18 protein-coding genes are annotated in these 17,057 nt (G+C 67.3%); 4 read left to right on the top strand and 14 right to left on the bottom strand.

Annotated features, from left to right (window positions below; genetic code table 11):
- Positions 1-90: 90 nt before the first annotated feature.
- The 10 genes from aac(6') to AC3WOB_RS15680 form a co-directional block, all read right to left on the bottom strand.
- Positions 91-534: an aminoglycoside 6'-N-acetyltransferase gene (aac(6'), locus tag AC3WOB_RS15725; protein ID WP_492275533.1), complete on the bottom strand. Its 444-nt coding sequence runs from the start codon at positions 532-534 to the stop codon at positions 91-93.
- Positions 535-624: 90 nt separating this feature from the next.
- On the bottom strand, positions 625-1,395 hold the full coding sequence (locus AC3WOB_RS15720) for an SDR family NAD(P)-dependent oxidoreductase (protein ID WP_013393174.1): 771 nt from the start codon (positions 1,393-1,395) through the stop codon (positions 625-627).
- Position 1,396: 1 nt separating this feature from the next.
- Positions 1,397-2,095 carry an ABC transporter ATP-binding protein gene (locus tag AC3WOB_RS15715; RefSeq protein WP_013393173.1) on the bottom strand — a complete coding sequence of 233 codons (699 nt, stop codon included), beginning with the start codon at positions 2,093-2,095 and terminating at the stop codon, positions 1,397-1,399.
- Between the two features lie 9 nt (positions 2,096-2,104).
- Entirely contained in the window at positions 2,105-2,878 is a 774-nt protein-coding gene (locus AC3WOB_RS15710) for an ABC transporter ATP-binding protein (RefSeq protein WP_492275532.1), read from the bottom strand.
- The gene (locus tag AC3WOB_RS15705) at positions 2,875-3,906 is read right to left on the bottom strand and encodes a branched-chain amino acid ABC transporter permease (protein WP_492275531.1); all 1,032 of its coding nucleotides are present in this window, start codon (positions 3,904-3,906) and stop codon (positions 2,875-2,877) included. The genes AC3WOB_RS15710 and AC3WOB_RS15705 overlap by 4 nt, the downstream gene beginning before the upstream one ends.
- Before the next feature lie 28 nt (positions 3,907-3,934).
- Positions 3,935-4,855, bottom strand: a complete 921-nt coding sequence (locus AC3WOB_RS15700; protein WP_492275530.1) for a branched-chain amino acid ABC transporter permease — start codon at positions 4,853-4,855, stop codon at positions 3,935-3,937.
- Positions 4,856-4,874: 19 nt separating this feature from the next.
- Positions 4,875-6,050: an ABC transporter substrate-binding protein gene (locus AC3WOB_RS15695; RefSeq protein WP_013393169.1), complete on the bottom strand. Its 1,176-nt coding sequence runs from the start codon at positions 6,048-6,050 to the stop codon at positions 4,875-4,877.
- Between the two features lie 61 nt (positions 6,051-6,111).
- Complete coding sequence (locus tag AC3WOB_RS15690; RefSeq protein WP_492275529.1) at positions 6,112-7,566, bottom strand: 2-hydroxymuconic semialdehyde dehydrogenase; 1,455 nt, start codon at positions 7,564-7,566, stop codon at positions 6,112-6,114.
- Positions 7,563-8,273: a class II aldolase/adducin family protein gene (locus AC3WOB_RS15685; protein WP_492275670.1), complete on the bottom strand. Its 711-nt coding sequence runs from the start codon at positions 8,271-8,273 to the stop codon at positions 7,563-7,565. The genes AC3WOB_RS15690 and AC3WOB_RS15685 overlap by 4 nt, the downstream gene beginning before the upstream one ends.
- Positions 8,274-8,284: 11 nt before the next feature.
- Entirely contained in the window at positions 8,285-9,148 is an 864-nt protein-coding gene (locus AC3WOB_RS15680; protein ID WP_041653384.1) for a VOC family protein, read from the bottom strand.
- A 138-nt stretch (positions 9,149-9,286) separates the two neighbouring features.
- Here AC3WOB_RS15680 and AC3WOB_RS15675 point away from each other — a divergent pair, with 138 nt between their 5' ends.
- A complete protein-coding gene (locus tag AC3WOB_RS15675) occupies positions 9,287-10,000 on the top strand; it encodes a GntR family transcriptional regulator (RefSeq protein WP_492275528.1) in 714 nt (237 codons plus the stop codon).
- A gap of 351 nt (positions 10,001-10,351) precedes the next feature.
- Positions 10,352-12,238 carry an ABC transporter ATP-binding protein gene (locus tag AC3WOB_RS15670; protein ID WP_492275527.1) on the top strand — a complete coding sequence of 629 codons (1,887 nt, stop codon included), beginning with the start codon at positions 10,352-10,354 and terminating at the stop codon, positions 12,236-12,238.
- Positions 12,239-12,282: 44 nt separating this feature from the next.
- Here the strand turns inward: AC3WOB_RS15670 and AC3WOB_RS15665 are convergent, their stop codons facing one another.
- On the bottom strand, positions 12,283-12,900 hold the full coding sequence (locus tag AC3WOB_RS15665) for a LysE family translocator (protein ID WP_492275669.1): 618 nt from the start codon (positions 12,898-12,900) through the stop codon (positions 12,283-12,285).
- Between the two features lie 147 nt (positions 12,901-13,047).
- Here AC3WOB_RS15665 and AC3WOB_RS15660 point away from each other — a divergent pair, with 147 nt between their 5' ends.
- The gene (locus tag AC3WOB_RS15660; RefSeq protein ID WP_454694255.1) at positions 13,048-13,530 is read left to right on the top strand and encodes an Lrp/AsnC family transcriptional regulator; all 483 of its coding nucleotides are present in this window, start codon (positions 13,048-13,050) and stop codon (positions 13,528-13,530) included.
- Positions 13,531-13,561: 31 nt separating this feature from the next.
- On the opposite strand, the gene AC3WOB_RS15655 is transcribed toward AC3WOB_RS15660, so the two are convergent.
- A complete protein-coding gene (locus tag AC3WOB_RS15655) occupies positions 13,562-14,236 on the bottom strand; it encodes a DJ-1/PfpI family protein (RefSeq protein ID WP_013393161.1) in 675 nt (224 codons plus the stop codon).
- An 84-nt stretch (positions 14,237-14,320) separates the two neighbouring features.
- Here AC3WOB_RS15655 and AC3WOB_RS15650 point away from each other — a divergent pair, with 84 nt between their 5' ends.
- Positions 14,321-15,226, top strand: a complete 906-nt coding sequence (locus tag AC3WOB_RS15650; RefSeq protein WP_492275526.1) for a GlxA family transcriptional regulator — start codon at positions 14,321-14,323, stop codon at positions 15,224-15,226.
- Between the two features lie 24 nt (positions 15,227-15,250).
- On the opposite strand, the gene AC3WOB_RS15645 is transcribed toward AC3WOB_RS15650, so the two are convergent.
- Together AC3WOB_RS15645 and AC3WOB_RS15640 are read right to left on the bottom strand one after the other, a co-directional pair.
- Complete coding sequence (locus AC3WOB_RS15645; protein WP_492275525.1) at positions 15,251-15,973, bottom strand: SDR family oxidoreductase; 723 nt, start codon at positions 15,971-15,973, stop codon at positions 15,251-15,253.
- Positions 15,970-16,965 (bottom strand): Bug family tripartite tricarboxylate transporter substrate binding protein, encoded by a 996-nt coding sequence (locus AC3WOB_RS15640; RefSeq protein WP_492275524.1) that lies wholly within the window; start codon positions 16,963-16,965, stop codon positions 15,970-15,972. The genes AC3WOB_RS15645 and AC3WOB_RS15640 overlap by 4 nt, the downstream gene beginning before the upstream one ends.
- Positions 16,966-17,057 lie beyond the last annotated feature (92 nt).

Raw genomic sequence — 17,057 nt, 5'->3', positions numbered from 1 at the left:
CTGGTTCCTGCTGAAGGCACAGGCCAAAGTGCCGGAAAATCGAGGCCTACAGCCCATACCTTACTCGCAATGCAAGGCCTGCGTGGCCTGTCACAGCGGCATATTGAAATAGACGACCCGCTGAGTCTCTTTGAACCCCAGGCGCGAGTGGACGGCCTGGCTTACCACGTTGTCCAGGCCGGTATCCGAGGCCAGCTCCTTGCATCCCCTTTCCAGCGCCCACTCCCGCACGGCGGCGACCAGGGCCCTGGCCGCACCCCGCTGCCTGGCTTCGGGAATGACGTACAACCCTTCCAGGAACGCCACGGGGCTGGAGTCCGTACCATTGACGTAGTCCGTTCTGATGGAAGCTTCGGCAAGACCCAAGGCCTGCCCGCCATCGGAACTCACCAGAAACTGGGCGTACCTGTCCGGCGAAGACACCTGGTCGTCCATGTCTTGCTGGTGCTCGGCGGCCGACGCATCGGGCCAGAGCGCCATGCGCAATTGGAGCCAGGCGGCATTCCGGGAAGAAGTGATTGCGGTGGTTTTCATGGGCAGGATTGGTTCTCCAGGTGACGCGAAAAATTTATCACCTTGCCCTGCCCGCTGTCGAAGCGCATCCGCGCTGCGGCATGCGCCGCCCTACTCCTGCACTGGCACCGTATAGTTCAGCGCCAGCCGGCCGCCGTCCGCATACACCGTCTGCCCGGTCACGTAGCTGGCGTCGTCGCTGGCCAGGAACAACGCCACCTTGGCGACTTCATCCGTCGATCCCAGCCGCTGCATGGGAATGCGCGACAACACGGTCCTGCGGGCTTCGGGATTGCTGGTGATCGTGGCCAGGATCTCGGTATCGATGCTGCCGGGGCCGATGGCGTTGACGCGTATGCCATGCGGCGCCAGGGACAGCGCCATCGATTTGGTCATCTGCCGCACCGCTCCCTTGCTGGCGCCGTAGGCCAGCTGGTCCGGCATGGCCAGCTCCGCCGTCATCGAGGACAGGGTCACGATGGCGCCGTTGCCGCGTCCGCCCGCCACCATGGCGCGCGCGGCGGCCTGCGCCACCAGGAAGGTGCCGCGCACGTTGACGTTCATGACCGCGTCCAGGTCTTCCAGCTTCAGGTCCAGGAAATCCGCGGCGCGGATCACGCCGGCGTTGCAGACGCAGATATCCAGGCCGCCCCAGCGCCGCACGCACTCGTCGGCCAGCCGCTGGGCGTCGGCTGGATCGGTCACGTCCGCCAGCGCCGCGGCGGCGCGTGCTCCCAGCGAGCGGGCCGCCGCCATCAGTTCGGCCTCCTTGCGGTCGGCCAGCAGCACGTATGCGCCCTCGGCCACGAAGCGACGCGCGATCGCCAGTCCGATGCCCCCGGCCGCGCCGGTGACCAGCGCCACTTTGTCCTGCAATCTCATGTCAGACTCCCACGTAGGCGGCCACCAGGTCGGGCCGCTCGGACAATTCCGCCGAGCTGCCGCGCCACACCGTCACCCCCTTGTCGAGGATGACGTTGCGGTCCGACAGGCGCAGCAAGGCCGTGGTGTTCTTGTCCACCACGATCATCGACAAACCTTCGGCCTTCAATTGGGCCAGCACGCGCCAGATTTCGGCGCGCACCACCGGCGCCAGCCCTTCGGTCGCTTCGTCCAGCACCAGCAGGCTGGGATTGGTCATCAGCGCGCGGCCCAGCGCCAGCATCTGCTGCTCGCCGCCGGACAGCTGGGTGCCCAGGTTGGCGCGCCGTTCGCGCAGGCGCGGAAACAGTTCATACACGCGTTCCAGCGTCCAGCTGCGGGCGCCGCCGCGGACGATGGCCGTGGCAACCAGGTTCTCTTCCACCGTCAGGGTCGGGAAAATCTGGCGCCCCTCGGGCACCAGCGACAGCCCCATCCGGCCGATGCGGTAAGGCGCCAGCCCGCGCAGGGAACGTTCGCCATAGCGGATGCTGCCCTGGCTGGCCGGCAGCAGGCCGAACAGGCACTTGATGACGGTGCTGCGGCCCATGCCGTTGCGCCCGATCAGGCCGAGAACCTCGCCCTGGCCCACGTCCAGGTCTACGCCGAACAGCGCCTGGCAATGCCCATAGGCCGCCGTCAATCCGTTGATGCTCAACATGGCGGCTCCTTATGCGTCGGCGTCGTCGCCCAGATAGGCGCGGCGCACGTCGGGATGGTTGCGTATCTGGTCCGCGCTGCCGGTGGCAATGATCTTGCCGTAGACCAGCACGCTGATGCGGTCGGCCAGCGCGAACACGGCGTTCATGTCGTGTTCGACCAGCACGATGGTGTAGCGGCCCTTCAGGCTTTGCAGCAAGGCGATCACGCCCGCGCTTTCGGCCGCGCTCATGCCGGCCATGGGTTCGTCCAGCAGCAGCACCGACGGCTCGCCCGCCAGCGCCATGGCGATCTCCAGCTGGCGCCGCTGGCCGTAGGCCAGGCTGTCCACCTGCGCCTCGGCCACGTCCTCCAGCTTGCAGGCCCGCAGGGCTTGCCTGGCGGCGTCCACCACGTCGGCGCAATCGCGCAAGGCGGTCCAGGCCGACAGGCGCCGGCGGCGTTTGCGCAAGGCGGCCAGGCAGGCGTTGTCCAGCACCGTGTAGCTGTCGAATACCGAAGTCACCTGATAGGAGCGCAGCATGCCCTGGGCCACGCGTTCCTGCACCGTGGCGCGGGACACGTCGGCGGCGCCCAGGCGCACCGCGCCGCCATCGGGGCGCAATTCGCCGGACAGCAGGTTGATCAGGGTGGTCTTGCCCGCGCCGTTGGGGCCGATCAGCGCGTGCAGTTCGCCCGGGGCCACGTCCAGCGACACGCCGTCGGTCGCCTTCAGGCCGCCGAAGCGGCGCACCAGGTCCTGCGTGCACAGCCCCACGGGCGCGGCAGCGGTTTGCAGGTTCATGCCGAGGCCTCCTTGGCGATCGCGTCCGGCGGACGACGGTCCTTTTGTTCGCCAGCGGCTGGCGGCTGGGCCGTCGGCGCGGCGGGTGGCGGACGGCGCAGCCAGGCCAGGGAATTGGCATAGCCGCCCTTGGCCACCATGGCGATGATCACCACCGCGGGTCCCATCAGCAGCATCCAGTGCTGCGTCATGCTCTTGAAGGCTTCCTCCATCAGCAGATAGGCGACGGCGCCGACGATCGGACCCAGCACATTGCCCAGGCCGCCTATCACCACCATGACGATGAGCTCGCCCGACACCGGCCAGGACATGTAGCTGGGCGAGGCGAAAGCGGTCAGGTTGGCCAGCAGCAGCCCGGCCACGCCGGTCAGCACGCCGGAGGCCACATAGGCCGTCAGGCGCACGCCGAACACCGAATAGCCCAGTGCGTCCACGCGCCGCGGGTTGGCGTGGGTGGCGCGCAGGATCATGCCGAAGGGCGAACGGCGCAGGCGCACCATCGCCAGGCTGGAGACGAGCAGCACGGCCCAGGCCGCCCAGTAGACAGGCTGGCTGCCATCCAGGTCGAACAGGCCGAAGGAACTGGCTTCATAGATGTTCAGGCCGTCGTCGCCGCCGTATTCGCGCAGGCTGACCGCCAGGAAATAGAACATCTGCGCGAAGGCCAGCGTGATCATGATGAAGCCTATGCCCGAGGTGCGCAGGCAGACCGTGCCGACGATCAGCGCCACCAGCGCGCACACAGCGATGCAAACGGCCAGCTGCAGCCAGCCGTTGCCGAAGCCGTAGTAGCTGAGTATGCCCACGGCATAGCAGCCCAGGCCCAGGAACATGGCGTGGCCGAAGCTCACCAGCCCGGCAAAGCCCAGTACCAGGTTCAGCGCCAGCGCGGCCAGCGCGTAGATCAGGATACGCGCGCCCAGCGTCACGTAGAACGGTTCGCCCAGCCATTGCGCCACGAAGGGCACGGCGGCCAGGACCAGGAACAGCAAGGGCAGCGCCCAGCGCCGGTGTTTGTGTTCTTGCATGATGATCGAATCCCAGGACAGGCGCGCGTCAACGCCGCGCCGAGAAGACCAGGCCTTGCGGCCGGAACGCCAGCACCACGGCCATCAGCACGTAGATGAGCATGGAGGCCAGCGCGGGCCCGACCGCGTTGGCGACGGACGCGTCGAACACGGCGCGCAGCATGTCGGGCAGGAAGGCGCGGCCCAGCGTGTCTATCATGGCGATCAGCAGCGCCGCGGCCAGTGTGCCGCGCACCGAGCCTATGCCGCCCACCACGATCACCACCAGCGCCAGGATCAGCACGGGCTCGCCCATGCCGGACTGCACCGAGAGGATCGGCCCCGCCAGCGCGCCGGCCACGCCGGCCAGCACCGCCCCCAACAGGAACAGCAGGGTCTTCTGCAGGTCCACGTTGGCGCCCAGCACGCTGGCCATGGGCGCATTGCTGGCGCCGGCGCGGATCAGCATGCCGAAGCGGGTGCGCTGGATCAGGAACCAGGCGCCCAGCGCCACCAGCGCGCCCACGCCGATGATCATCAGCCGGTACACCGGATAGTCATTGCCGAACAAGCTGACTGCGCCCTCCAGCCCCTGCGGCACGGCGGCGTAATACGGCCGGCTGCCCCAGATGACGGAGGCCAGTTCGTTGAAGAACATCATCAGCCCGAAGGTGGCCAGTACCTGATAGAGGTGGTCGTGCTTGTACAGGGGCCGGGCGATCAGGCGTTCCAGCGCCACGCCCACCAGGCCGCTGCCCGCCACCGCCGCCAGGATGGCGAAGGCGAACGAGCCGCTGGCGTTGTAGGCGGTGGCGCCCAGGAAGGCGCCGATCATGTACAGCGACCCGTGCGCCAGATTGATGAAGTTCATGATGCCGAAGATCAGGGTCAGCCCCGAGGACAACAGGAACAGCAAGGCGCCGAGCTGCAGGCCATTGAGCATCTGCGACAACAGCAAGGATCCGTTCATGGGGCGTCTCCCGGGACGGTTACTTCAGCGGGCAGTCCGCCACGTAGGCGTCCTGGTGGTCGGTGAACACCTTGGCCAGCTGCTTCAGGCCCACGCCGTCGCCTTCCTTCACGACCTGGTAGGCATACAGGTCCTGCACCGGCATGTTGTTGCTGTTGAAGCGGAACTTGCCGCGCACCGTGGGAAAGTTGGCGCCGGCCGCCTTGACCGCCGCGGCCAGAGCCTTGCTGTCGCCGACCTTGCCGCCCTGCTGCTTGATGGCGGTATCCAGCAGAAAGGCCGCGTCGTAGCCGCCCACCGCGTACTCGGACGGCAGGCGCCCGTACTTGGCCTTGAAGGCTTCGACGAATTTGCGGTTCGGCGGGTTGTCCAGCGTGGTGGCCCAGGGCGTGCCGTAGATCGCGCCCACCGCCTGCTCCTTCAGCGCCGTCAGCGTGTTGGAGTCGATCAGGCTTTCCGAGAAGAACGGCAGCTTTTCCATCAAGCCGGCCTGGCGCAATTGGCGTACGAAGTTCACGCCCACCCCGCCGGTGTAGAACACGAACAGCGCGTCGGGCGAGGCCGACTGCATGCGCGAGATCTCGGCCGAGTAGTCCAGCTGTCCCAGCTGGGTATAGATTTCGTCGGACGGCGCTGCGCCATAGAAGCGCTTGAAGCCCGCCAGCTTGTCCTTGCCGGCCTGGTAGTTGGACGACATCAGGTAGGCGCGCTTGTAGCCCTGGTCCTTGACGTACTTGCCCATGGCTTCCGACATGCTGTCGTTCTGCCAGCCCAGCACGAACAGATTGGGCAGGCACATGCGGCCGGCAATCGGCGCGGGCCCGGCGTTGGTGGACAGCGCCACCACGCCGGATTCCTTGATGCGCCGCAGTTCCGCCATCAGCACATTGGAGAAGCCCAGGCCGACGATCACGTCAACCTTGTCCTTCTCGATGAACTTTTGCACGATCTGCGCGCCCACGTCGGGCTTGAGCTGGTCGTCGTCGCGGATCACCACGGCCTTCTGGCCGCCCAGGCTGCCGCCCAGTTGCTCGATGCCCAGCATCAGGCCGTCGTACTGGTCCTGGCCCAATGCCGCCTGGGGTCCGGACAGCACCCCGGTAAAGCCGATGCGGATGTCCGCCATTGCGGCGTTGGCCGCGGTCAGGGCCGCGACCGCGGCCAGCGCGGACAGCCCGCGTGCGTATGCTTGCATGCTTAGTCTCCTTGGGGGATGGGCGGCGGCGCCGTTCTGTGCGGCGCCTGCCGTATTGACGTCAGAGCTTTACGCAGACATTGCGCAGCTCCGTGTAGAACTCGAGCGAATGCACGCCGCCTTCGCGGCCGATGCCGGACTGCTTGGATCCGCCGAAAGCCGTGCGCAGATCGCGCAGGAACCAGGAATTGATCCAGCAGATGCCCACTTCCAGGGCCTGCCCCATGCGATGGGCCGTGCCCACGTTGCTGGTCCAGACCGAAGCCGCCAGGCCGTAGGGGGTGGCGTTGGCCAGGGCCACGGCTTCTTCTTCCGTATCGAAGGGCGCGATATGGCAGCAGGGACCGAAGATCTCCTGCTGGATCACGGCCGAGCTTTCCGGCAGGCCGGTCCATACCGTGGGCTGGATCCACGCGCCGCCGGCCAGATCGTCCGGCATGTCCGGCACGCCGCCGCCCGCCACCACCGTGGCGCCCTCTTCGCGGGCGCGGGCGTAGTAGCCCAGCACCTTGTCGCGGTGGCGCTGCGAGATCAGCGGCCCCAGGTTGACGCCGGGATCCTTCGGGCGGCCCAGCTTGAAGCCACGGGCGCGCTCGCCCAGCGCCGCCACGAAGCGGTCGAAGATCGGCCGCTGCACGTAAACGCGTTCGGTGCCCAGGCAGACCTGCCCGGTGTTGTCGAAGGCGGCGCGGGCGATGCCGGCCACCGCCTTGTCGAAATCCGCATCGGCGAACACGATGCCAGCGTTCTTGCCGCCCAGTTCGAAGGACACCGGCCGCACGCCCACCGCCGCCGCCTGCATGATGGCTTCGCCGGTGCGGGTCTCGCCGGTGAACGTGATACCGTCGACCAGCGGATGGCGCGTGAGTTTTTCGCCGGCCGAACCGGGGCCGCGGCCATGCACCACGTTGTAGACGCCGGGCGGCACGCCGACCTCGTTCATGACCTCGCCCAGCAGCGTGGCCGTGGCCGGGGTGTCTTCGGAAGGTTTGACCACCACCGTATTGCCGCAGGCCAGGGCCGGCCCCACCTTCCAGGTCATCAGCAGCAGCGGCAGGTTCCAGGGGCAGATCACGCCGATCACGCCGCGCGGCACGCGCACGCCGTAGTTCAGGGCATGGCCGCCGTCAGGCGTTTCCAGGTCGAAGGTCTCGTTGGGGATATTGCGCACCAGGTCGGCGAAGATCTTGAAGTTCGCCGCACCGCGCGGAATGTCCAGATGGCTGGCCAGGTCATAAGGCTTGCCGGTGTCCGCGATCTCGGCGTCGACGAAGTCGTCGAAGCGCCGGATGATGCCGTCGGCCACCGCGTGCAGCAGTTCCACGCGCTGCTGCGTCTTGAGCTTGGCCCAGGGGCCGCGCAACGCCGCCTTGGCGGCCCGCACCGCGGCGTCGACCTCGGCGTCGCCGGCCTCGTGGATGCGCCCGATCAGGCGGTTGTCGACGGGATCGCGGTTGTCGAACGTCTTGCCCGTGGCAACCCATTCGCCGTTGATGAAATTGCGGAAATCGGTCATTGCGTCCTCGGTAGTGACAGGTCTGCCAGCGCCGCTTCAGGGTCGCCGGCGGTCAGGTATTCCCACATGCGCTCGTAGATGCGGCCCGTGCCCACGGCGCGGGTCGCCGCCTCGTCGGGCGAGAGCGTGGGCGCGCCTTCGGCCAGGCCGGCCGAACGCAGTTGCCATTCGATGCGCGCGGCGTCTTCCAGATACCAGGTCAGCACCACGGCATGCATCAGGGACTCGGCGGCCACCACCGCGCCGTTGCCGCGCATGGCCACCGCGCGCGCAGCGCCCAGGGCCTGCGCCACGCCGCGCGCCTGGGCGTCGCTGCGCACCAGCTGCGGATCGTCCCAAAGCGGCACCACCGGAGAAAAATACGAGCCCATGCCATGGCGCGGCTGCGGCGTCACGCGGGCCGAGGACAGCGTCATGACCGTAGGCGGCATGGACCGCACCACCCCGCCCACTTCGGGACGCATGCGGTAGATGTGCTGGTGGATGCGGACTTCGCCCAACACGCCTTCCGGCAGTTCGCCGTGCACCGGCACCACCGTGCCCGCTTCGCCCGGCTCGATCAGGCCCATGGGCCGCGCCGCGCACACCAGGAAGTGGTCGGCGTCGAGCCGGCTGCTGCAATGGCCGTAGGCGTGGACCAGTCCGGCGCGGGCCAGGCCGCGCGCCGCCACCCGCACCAGGGCTTCCTGGCCGGCGTCAACCTTCATCGGCGCGGCGCTCACGTCTTGAACTCCGGGATGTCAGGCTTGGCGCCCCACATGCAGAACGAGGATGGCACCGCGGGGAAGCTGCGCGGGCGATAGTTTTTTTCGTCTTCGGCGGTGATCAGGCGCACGCCGGTGGAGTATTCGTAGATCATTCCGTCGGGTCCGTCGAAGTACAGGAACATCGCCCCCGAGGTCGGATGCCGCCCCGGGCCGAAGCGGATCGGCACGTTCCATTCCTTCAGCTGATACCAGGCGCGCATGATGTCGTCGATGCTTTCGACCTGGTGGTTGATGTGCTGCACGCCCGGATAGCTGGACGGGAACAGCGCGATCTTGTGGTGCACTTCGTCGATGCGCAGCAGCGGCGCTTCGCCGATGCGGTCGCTGACCCGGGCCGACAGCAAGCCGGTCCAGAAAGCCTCGTCGCGACGCGCGTCCAGCGTGCGCAGGCCAATGTGCGAAAAACCCGTCACGCCGGCGTCGCGGCTGGGAAAATAGCGGCGGCCGCTGTGGTGCGGCGCGTGCACCAGTTCGATGCGGTTGCCGGACGGGTCGATGAAGCTGAGGAAATCGCGCACGTAGCGCTGCTCGGCGTCCTCGCGCTTGCCCGCGGCGACCTGATAGCCGCTACGCTCCAACACCGCGCCGGCATGTTCCAGTTCCTCGGGCGTGTCCACCTCGAACGCCGTGGTGTGGTCGCGCGGATCGCCTTCGAAGTAGCACAGGGTGTGGTCGCGGGAGTCGGACTTGAAATAGACCGCGCCGTGCTCCTTGCGCGCCACTTCCAGCCCCAGCACCGCGGTCGCGTAGCGGACCGCGGATTCCAGGTCGCGGGTACCCAGCCGGACGTACCGGATGTCGTGTAGCCGTATCACTGCTTGTCTCCAGGTTGCGCCTGCCGCCAGCTGCATGCCGGTCGTAATCGCGACGCTTTTTTCTACGATAAGCAGCATAAATCTCGGCGTCAATAATTTTTATCGAGATTTTTTGAGCGCGGTGATAAAGTAGCTTCCATGTCAGACGGCGCCACCCTCCCCCCGCTCGCCCATTCCGCCTCGGCCAATACCCTGGTCGGCGCGGCCTACGTCAATCTGCGTCGCGACATCATCCAGGGCGTGCACCCGCCAGGCTCGCGGCTTCGGGTCGAACACCTGAAGGACGATTACGGCGTGGGCGCGGGCACGCTGCGCGAAGCGCTGGCGCTGCTGGTGTCGGATGCTTTGGTCATCGCGCAGGGACAGCGCGGCTTCCACGTCACGCCGATTTCGCTGGAAGACTTCCGCGACATCACCGAAAACCGCGTGCTGCTGGAAACCCAGGCCTTGCGCCAGTCCATTGCCCTGGGCGACGACGACTGGGAAAGCGCCGTGCTCGCCGCCTTCCACCGCTTGAGCAAGGCCGAACAGCGCCTGGCCGCCGACCCCGACACCCGCTTTGAAGAGTGGGAACAGCGCAACCGCGAGTTCCACCGCGAACTGATCCGCGCCTGTCCCTCGCGCTGGCTGCATCATTTTCTGGGCATCCTGTACCAGCAGGCCGAGCGCTACCGCCGCCTGACCGTCACGCGCAAACCCATCGAACGCGACCTGGACGACGAACACAAGAGCATTCTGGACGCCACGCTGGCGCGCGATGCGGACCGCGCCTGTGAGCTGCTGGCCTCCCACATCCGGCTGACCTACGACGCCGTGGCCCGCCTGCCGCCGAACCTGTTCACGCCGGATTGAAAGCCACGTCAGTTGAAAAAAACCCACACTGGCGCGCGCTTACCCGTTGATTCGCCTACACCACTTCTATAGAATCTTCAATTCGGGCCTCTGCCCATTCCTTTTTCCCCACATCTCACACCACTGGGAGGCGCAAGATGATGAATCCGCATACCGCCATCCCGCGCGTGTCTCCGCGACGCCATTAAGTCGTCGCCCGCGCGGACCCATCGCTGGATGCCTATCTAGCGACTGGTCCTCCGTGCCCGCCCCAAAAACCTAAACGCAATCGCCCGCGCCTACCTGCGCAGGCCGTTCCTTCCTCTTTCCACACAAGGACACCCGGCGTCCTGGTGCCGCCGGGCCATTGCAATGGCCAGAAAAAAAATCGATCTACGAGGACAGACCTTCAAGGAAGTCCTGGGCTTTACCTTCCGCCATTGGCGCGCGCAACCCTGGCGCACCACCGGCATCATCGTGCTCGCCCTGCTGTCGGCGGTGACCGACGTGCTGACGCCGCTGTACGCCGGCAAACTGGTTGACGCAGTGGCCTCGGGCGCCGCCGGCGACGAAATCGTCTGGAGCGCGGCCCTCACCGCCTTCTGGCTGCTGCTCGCGCTGGGCATCGGCGGCACGCTGCTGCGCCAGGCCGTGTTCCAGAACATCATCACCTTCACGCTGAAGATGATGAACGGCATCGTGTCCAGCGCGTTCTACCGCGTTCAGCGTTTCTCCACGGACTGGCACGCCAACAGCTTTGCCGGCTCCACGGTGCGCAAGATCACGCGCGGCATGTGGGCGGTGGACATCCTGAACGACACGCTGCTGATCGCGCTGCTGCCCTCGGTCGTGATGCTGGTGGGCGCTACCGCCCTGTTGGGCGTGCACTGGCCCATCATGGGCCTGGTGGTGGGCCTGGGCTCGGTGTTGTACATCGCCGTGACCGCGGCGCTGTCGCTGGGCTATGTGGCGCCGGCGGCGCGGCTGGGCAACGCCTGGGACACCCGCATGGGCGGCGCCCTGGCCGACGCCGTCAGCTGCAATGCGGTCGTCAAGGCCTTCGGCGCCGAAGAACGCGAAGAAGTCAGGCTGGACCGCGTCGTCGACAAATGGCGCCGCCGCACCCGCCGCACCTGGATCCGCGGCACCATCAACGGCGGTATCCAGGGCGCCATGCTGGTCGCCATGCAGGCGGGCATCCTGGGCGCGTCGCTGCTGCTGTGGTCGCGCGGACAGGCCAGCGTGGGCGACATCACTTTCGCCCTGACGATGTTCTTCATGCTGCAGGGCTACCTGCGCGACGTGGGCATGCACATCCGCAACCTGCAACGCTCGGTCAACGACATGGAAGAACTGGTCGCGCTGGAAAAGCAGCCGCTGGGCGTGGACGACCGACCCGGCGCCGGCGAGCTGCGCGTCACGGCCGGCGAGATCCGTTTCGAGGACGTGACGTTCCGCTATGGCGCGCACGACAAGGCGCTGTATGACCAGTTCTCGGTGCGTATCGCGCCGGGCGAGCGGGTCGGCCTGGTCGGCCATTCGGGCTCGGGCAAGACCACGTTCATCAAGCTGATCCAGCGCCTGTATGACGTGAACGACGGCCGCATCACAATCGACGGGCAGGACATCGCCCAGGCGCGGCAGGCGTCCTTGCGCAGCCAGATCGCCATCGTGCAGCAGGAACCCGTACTGTTCCACCGCACCCTGGCGGAAAATATCGCCTATGCCCGTCCCGGCGCCACGCAGGCCGAGATCGAGCAGGCGGCGCGGCTGGCCAGCGCCCATGACTTCATCATGGCGCTGCCCAAGGGCTACGACACGCTGGTCGGCGAACGCGGCGTCAAGCTGTCGGGTGGCGAGCGCCAGCGCGTGGCCCTGGCGCGCGCCTTCCTGGCCGATGCGCCCATCCTGATCCTGGACGAGGCCACGTCCAGCCTGGACAGCGAAAGCGAGGTGCTGATCCAGCAGGCCATGGACCGCCTGATGGTGGGCCGCACCACGCTGGTGGTGGCGCACCGCCTGTCCACGGTGCGGGCGCTGGACCGCCTGCTGGTGATGGACCGCGGCCGCGTCATCGAGGAAGGCAGCCACGACACGCTGATCCGCCTGAAGGGCGGCCTGTACCGGCGCCTGTTCGAACGCCAGGCCCTGGAACTGACCAAGGGCCTGACGCAGTCGGAGCTGCTGGAGGACGGCGCCGTCCCGCCGCGGCCGAAGGACGAGGAGACCGACGAGTCCTCGTACGCCTACGCCAAGTAAGCGTGACCACCGGCCTCGCGGCGCAAGCCGCGGAGGCCGGCGCTTCAGGCCGGACGCTGGGCGACGGTCAGGCGCAGGCCGAAACCGATCAGCGTCAGGCCGAACACCCGGCTCTGGATCTTCTGCGCCCGGGGGCTGGCCGACATCCAGCGCCCCACCACCCCGCCCACCAGCGCGCACAGCACGTCCAGGACGAGGCCCAGGCTGACCAGGATCACGCCCAGCACGGCGAATTGCTGGCCTATCGGACCCTGGGCGGGTGACACGAACTGGGGCAGCAGCACCGAGCAGAACAACAAGGCCTTGGGATTGAGCACATTGGTCAGCACGCCGCTCAGGAGCGCCGGCCCCAACCCTGTCCGGCCCGCCACCGGCTGCCCGGCGGCGTCGTAGGTAACGGGTCCCGCCCGCAGCAGCTTCACACCGAGCCAGACCAGATAGCAGCCGCCTACCGTGCGCGCCACATCGAACGCCCAGGGATGTGTCTTGAACAGCGCCGCCAATCCCAGCGCGGCCAATGTCACGTGCGCCGCCCGCGCGATGGCCAGCCCCACGGCCACCGCCAGCGCCTGCCCCCTGCCGCGCAGCACGCCAGTCTCCAACAGCAGAATCATGTCGGGTCCTGGCACCACATAGACAATCAGCAAAGCCCCTAGAAACATCGCCATATCCGCCATCATTCCACCTGATTTGCTCGATCACAGGCGATCATTCTAGGAAAACCGGGCTGGCATGTGCATCCTATTCATGCCAGTAGATTTATGATGATTGGCATATTCCGCCAATCCATAAATCCTGAATTCAATTCCATGCCAAAACGCGAACTGGACGCCTACGACCGCCGGATCCTGGAGGCCTTGCAGCAGAACGGCCGGCTGACCAATGTCGAACTCGCCGAGCAGATCGGCCTGTCCCCTTCGCCCTGCCTGCGGCGGGTGCGGCTGCTGGAAGAGGCCGGCGTCATCCAGGGATACGAAGCCCGCCTGGCGCCGGACGAGGTCGGCCTGGGCCTGACCGTCTTCGTCGGCATCAAGGTGGAACGGCACCACGAAAAGGACTCGGCTTTGTTCCGTAAGGAAGTCAGCACCTTGCCGGAAGTCATCGCCGCCCACTTGGTGTCCGGCGAATCCGACTTCCTGCTGCAGGTCGTTGTGCCGGACCTGCGCGCCTACGAGCGCTTCCTATTGGGCACGCTGTTGAAGCTGCCCGGCGTGAAGGACATCCGCAGCAATTTCGCCATCCAGACCGTCAAGCCGCAAAGCCCGCTGCCGCTGGATCATCTGGCGAAATAACCACGCGGCGCGGCCAGGCGCGATGGCAGGTTCAAGCCATTGCCGCCGCGGCCCGGTCCACCGCCTGCGAGCGGCGCTCGAAGCGAGTCTGCGACATCTCCAGGTAACGCTGCACCACGGCCGGCTCCGAGGTCTTCGGCGTGCCCCCGGGAAACGGCGGCTGGGGGTCGTATTCGATCTGCAGCTGGATCAGTTTGGCCACGTCCTCGCCACACAGCAACGCCACCACCTTCAGCCCCATGTCGATGCCCGAGGTCACGCCGCCGGCGGTGAACAGATTGCCGTCCACGCACATGCGCTCGTCGCTGGGGATGGCGCCGAAGCGCGATAGCAATTCACGCGCGCGCCAATGGCTGGAGGCGCGCTTGCCGCGCAGCAGCCCCGCCGCGCCCAGCAGCAGCGAACCGGTGCAGATGCCGAACACATAGCGCGCCGCCAGCCCCTGCGCGCGTGTGAACGCTACCCAGTCGGCGTCGACAATGGCATCATCCGTGCCCGGCCCGCCCGGCACCACCAGCAGATCGCAGGGCGGCGCGGATGCGATGGTTTGCGTGGGCACGAAACACAGGCCGCGATCGCTACGCACCGGGTCGCGCGTTTTTGCGACAAAATCCACGGTGAAGCCCGGCGCGCCCGCCAGCACTTCGTACGGCCCGGTCATATCCAACTGGGTCAGCCCCTCGAACAAGAGAAAATTCACATGCATGACGATGCTCCGTTAGAAACGATGACTTCCAGCATAGGCGGACGCGCCAGGACGCGCGCGCCAAATTCAACGCCGGATGCGCCATTGCGCGTACTGTTCGTCCTGTACGACGGTTTCCAGCCGCTGGACCTGGCCGGTCCCTGGCAAGCCTTCAGTTCGGCCAACGAAGAGGCCGGCCGCAAGCTCTACCGCCTGGGCACCATCGCCGCCACGCCGCTGGTCGCCACCTGGGAACAGGGCCTGCGCATGCAGGTGGACGGCACCTTTGCCGACGATGGCGACGAGCGCCTGGACATGCTGTTCGTGCCCGGCGGCCCCGGCGCGGATTTCGCGGGCGCCCATGGCGAAACGCGGGCCTGGCTGCGCCGCCGCGACGCGGATGCCAAGCGCACTTGCAGCGTCTGCACCGGCGCCTTCGTGCTGGCCGCGGCCGGCCTGCTGGACGGCCGCGCCGTCACCACCCACTGGCGCTCCGCCGACCGGCTGCGCCAGCTCCACCCCGCCCTGCGCGTCGAGGACGACCGCATCTATATCGAAAGCGGCAAGTACTGGACTTCGGCCGGCGTCACCGCCGGCATCGACCTGGCGCTGGCGCTGATCGAACGCGACTTCGGCGCGGACTTGTCGCAGCGGGTCGCGCGCCGGCTGGTCGTTTTCATGCGCCGCAACGGCGACCAGCGCCAATACAGCCAGGCGCTGCGCTTGCAGGACCGCGTCGCCGCGCCGTTCCGGGAGCTGGTGGAAAGAATCGAGGCGCAACTGTCGGCGCGCTGGTCGGTCGACGATATGGCCGACGCCTGCCAGATGTCGCGCCGCACCTTCCAGCGCAAGTTCGCCGCGCATTTCGGCGTGGCGCCCACGGAAGTGCTCAAGCGCCTGCGCCTGGAACGGGCGCAGGCGCTGGCGGCGTCCGGCAAGCTGTCCAGGAAGGAAATGGCGCGCGAGTTCGCGATACACGCGACGCCACCAGGGGCGGTGCCGGAAGCCTGAGCCACTTCACAAAACAGTGAGCGGCTAGCCGGCAAGCCCCACCGACACGCCCCCGCACACATACAGCATCTGCCCCGTCATGAAACCCGCGCGCGGGTCCATGAACATGGAAACCGCATGCGCGACCTCTTCGGGCCGGCCCACACGCCCCACCGGAATGGCAGCCTCCAGCGCCAAGGTCTGCGGCGCTCTGGGCGGATTGGACTGGTTGAACAGCTCCGTCGCGATGGGTCCGGGCGCCACGGTGTTCACTGTGATGCCGCTGCCCGCCAGCTCCAGCGCCCAGGTCCGGGTCATGCCCGCAAGCGCCGCCTTGGACGCGCCGTAGACGGTGCGCCCGTCCTTACCCAGGGCGGCGCGGCTGCCGATGTTCACCACCCGCCCATGGCCCGCCGCCCGCATGCCGGGCAGCAAGGCCTGCAGCAGCAGGACCGGCGCCGTGACGTTAAGCGCCATGATCCGCGCCATCTGCTCCTGGGTCACGTCGCCGATGCGCGCAACCTGGATCATGCCGGCGTTGTTGACCAGGTGCAGGACCTGGCGCTGCGCCGCCAGCTCCTGCGCGGCTGCGATGGTGGCCGACGCGTCGCCCAGGTCGACCGACTGGAACGTCTCACCGCGCAGCAGCGTCTCCGGCGCGCCGCGGCTGAAATTGACGACTTCAAAGCCGTCCTCGATCAGGCGCGCGATGATGGCGCGGCCTATGCCCCGGCTGCCGCCGGTGACCAATGCGGTGGGTGTGTTCATTGCGCGGTGATTCCCTTGTCCTTGATGAGTCCGCCCCACTTCTTGCGCTCGCCGGCCTCGAAGGCCGCCAGGTCCGCGCCGAAGAGCGTCCCCGGCTTGGCGCCCATGCCAGCGAAGTTGGCCGCGACGGCCGGACTCTTCAGGCCGCTGCGCGCCGCTTCGATCAATTGCTGGACCACCGGCTCAGGCGTGTTGCGCGGGGCGTAGAGCGCAAACCAGGCGGTGACGTCGAAGCCCGGCAGTCCCGATTCGGCCACGGTAGGCAGGTTGGGCACCGAGGCGTCGCGCGCGGCTGACGTGACCGCGACGCCCCGCACCAGATTGCCGTCCTTGATCTGCGCCAGCGCGCCAGGCAGGTTGTCGAACAGCAGGTCGACCTGCCCGCCCGCCACCGCCGGCAACGATGCCGACGTGCCCTTGAACGGCACGTGCAGCATGGTCACGCCGGCCATGGCTTCGAAGTAGGCGCCGGTCAGGTGCACCGAGGAACCGATGCCGGGCGACGCATAGGTCAGCTTCTTGTCCTTGGACTGCTGGGCCGCCTTGATCACGTCGGCCACCGTCTTGTAGAGCGATTTGGCGCTGACGGCAATGACGTTGGGCGTGGTGGAAACCAGCGCGATGGGCACCAGATCGCGCTCGGGGTCGAACGCCATGTTGCTGTAGAGGAACTGGTTGATGGTCTGGGTGCCGATGGTGCCCAGGCCCAGCGTGTAGCCGTCGGGCTTGGCGCGCGCCACGTAGGCCATGCCGATATTGCCGCCCGCGCCCGGCTTGTTCTCGACCAGCACGGTCTGCTTCAGGCCCGGCTCCAGCGCGTGGGCGATGGCGCGGCCGAAGATGTCCGCGCCGCCGCCTGGCGGGTAAGGCACGACGACGGTGACGGGATGGTCGGGGTAGCCGGCGGCGTGCGCCGCAGGATACGTCAGGAAGGCCAGCGCGGCCAGGGCCGGCGCAGTGAGCGCCAACCTGCGATGCAGGAATTGCGTCATGGGCTTGTCTCCTCTCGAACCCGCTGATTGCGGATTTCTTTTTAAAGTACGTAAATACGTACTATATTCATAAGAACATAGAAAACCGCCAG

This window comes from Achromobacter sp. FW305-C-30-7 (genome assembly GCF_058783105.1).
Note: the sequence above shows the minus strand (reverse complement) of the source record. Positions and strands in the feature narration are given on the sequence as shown.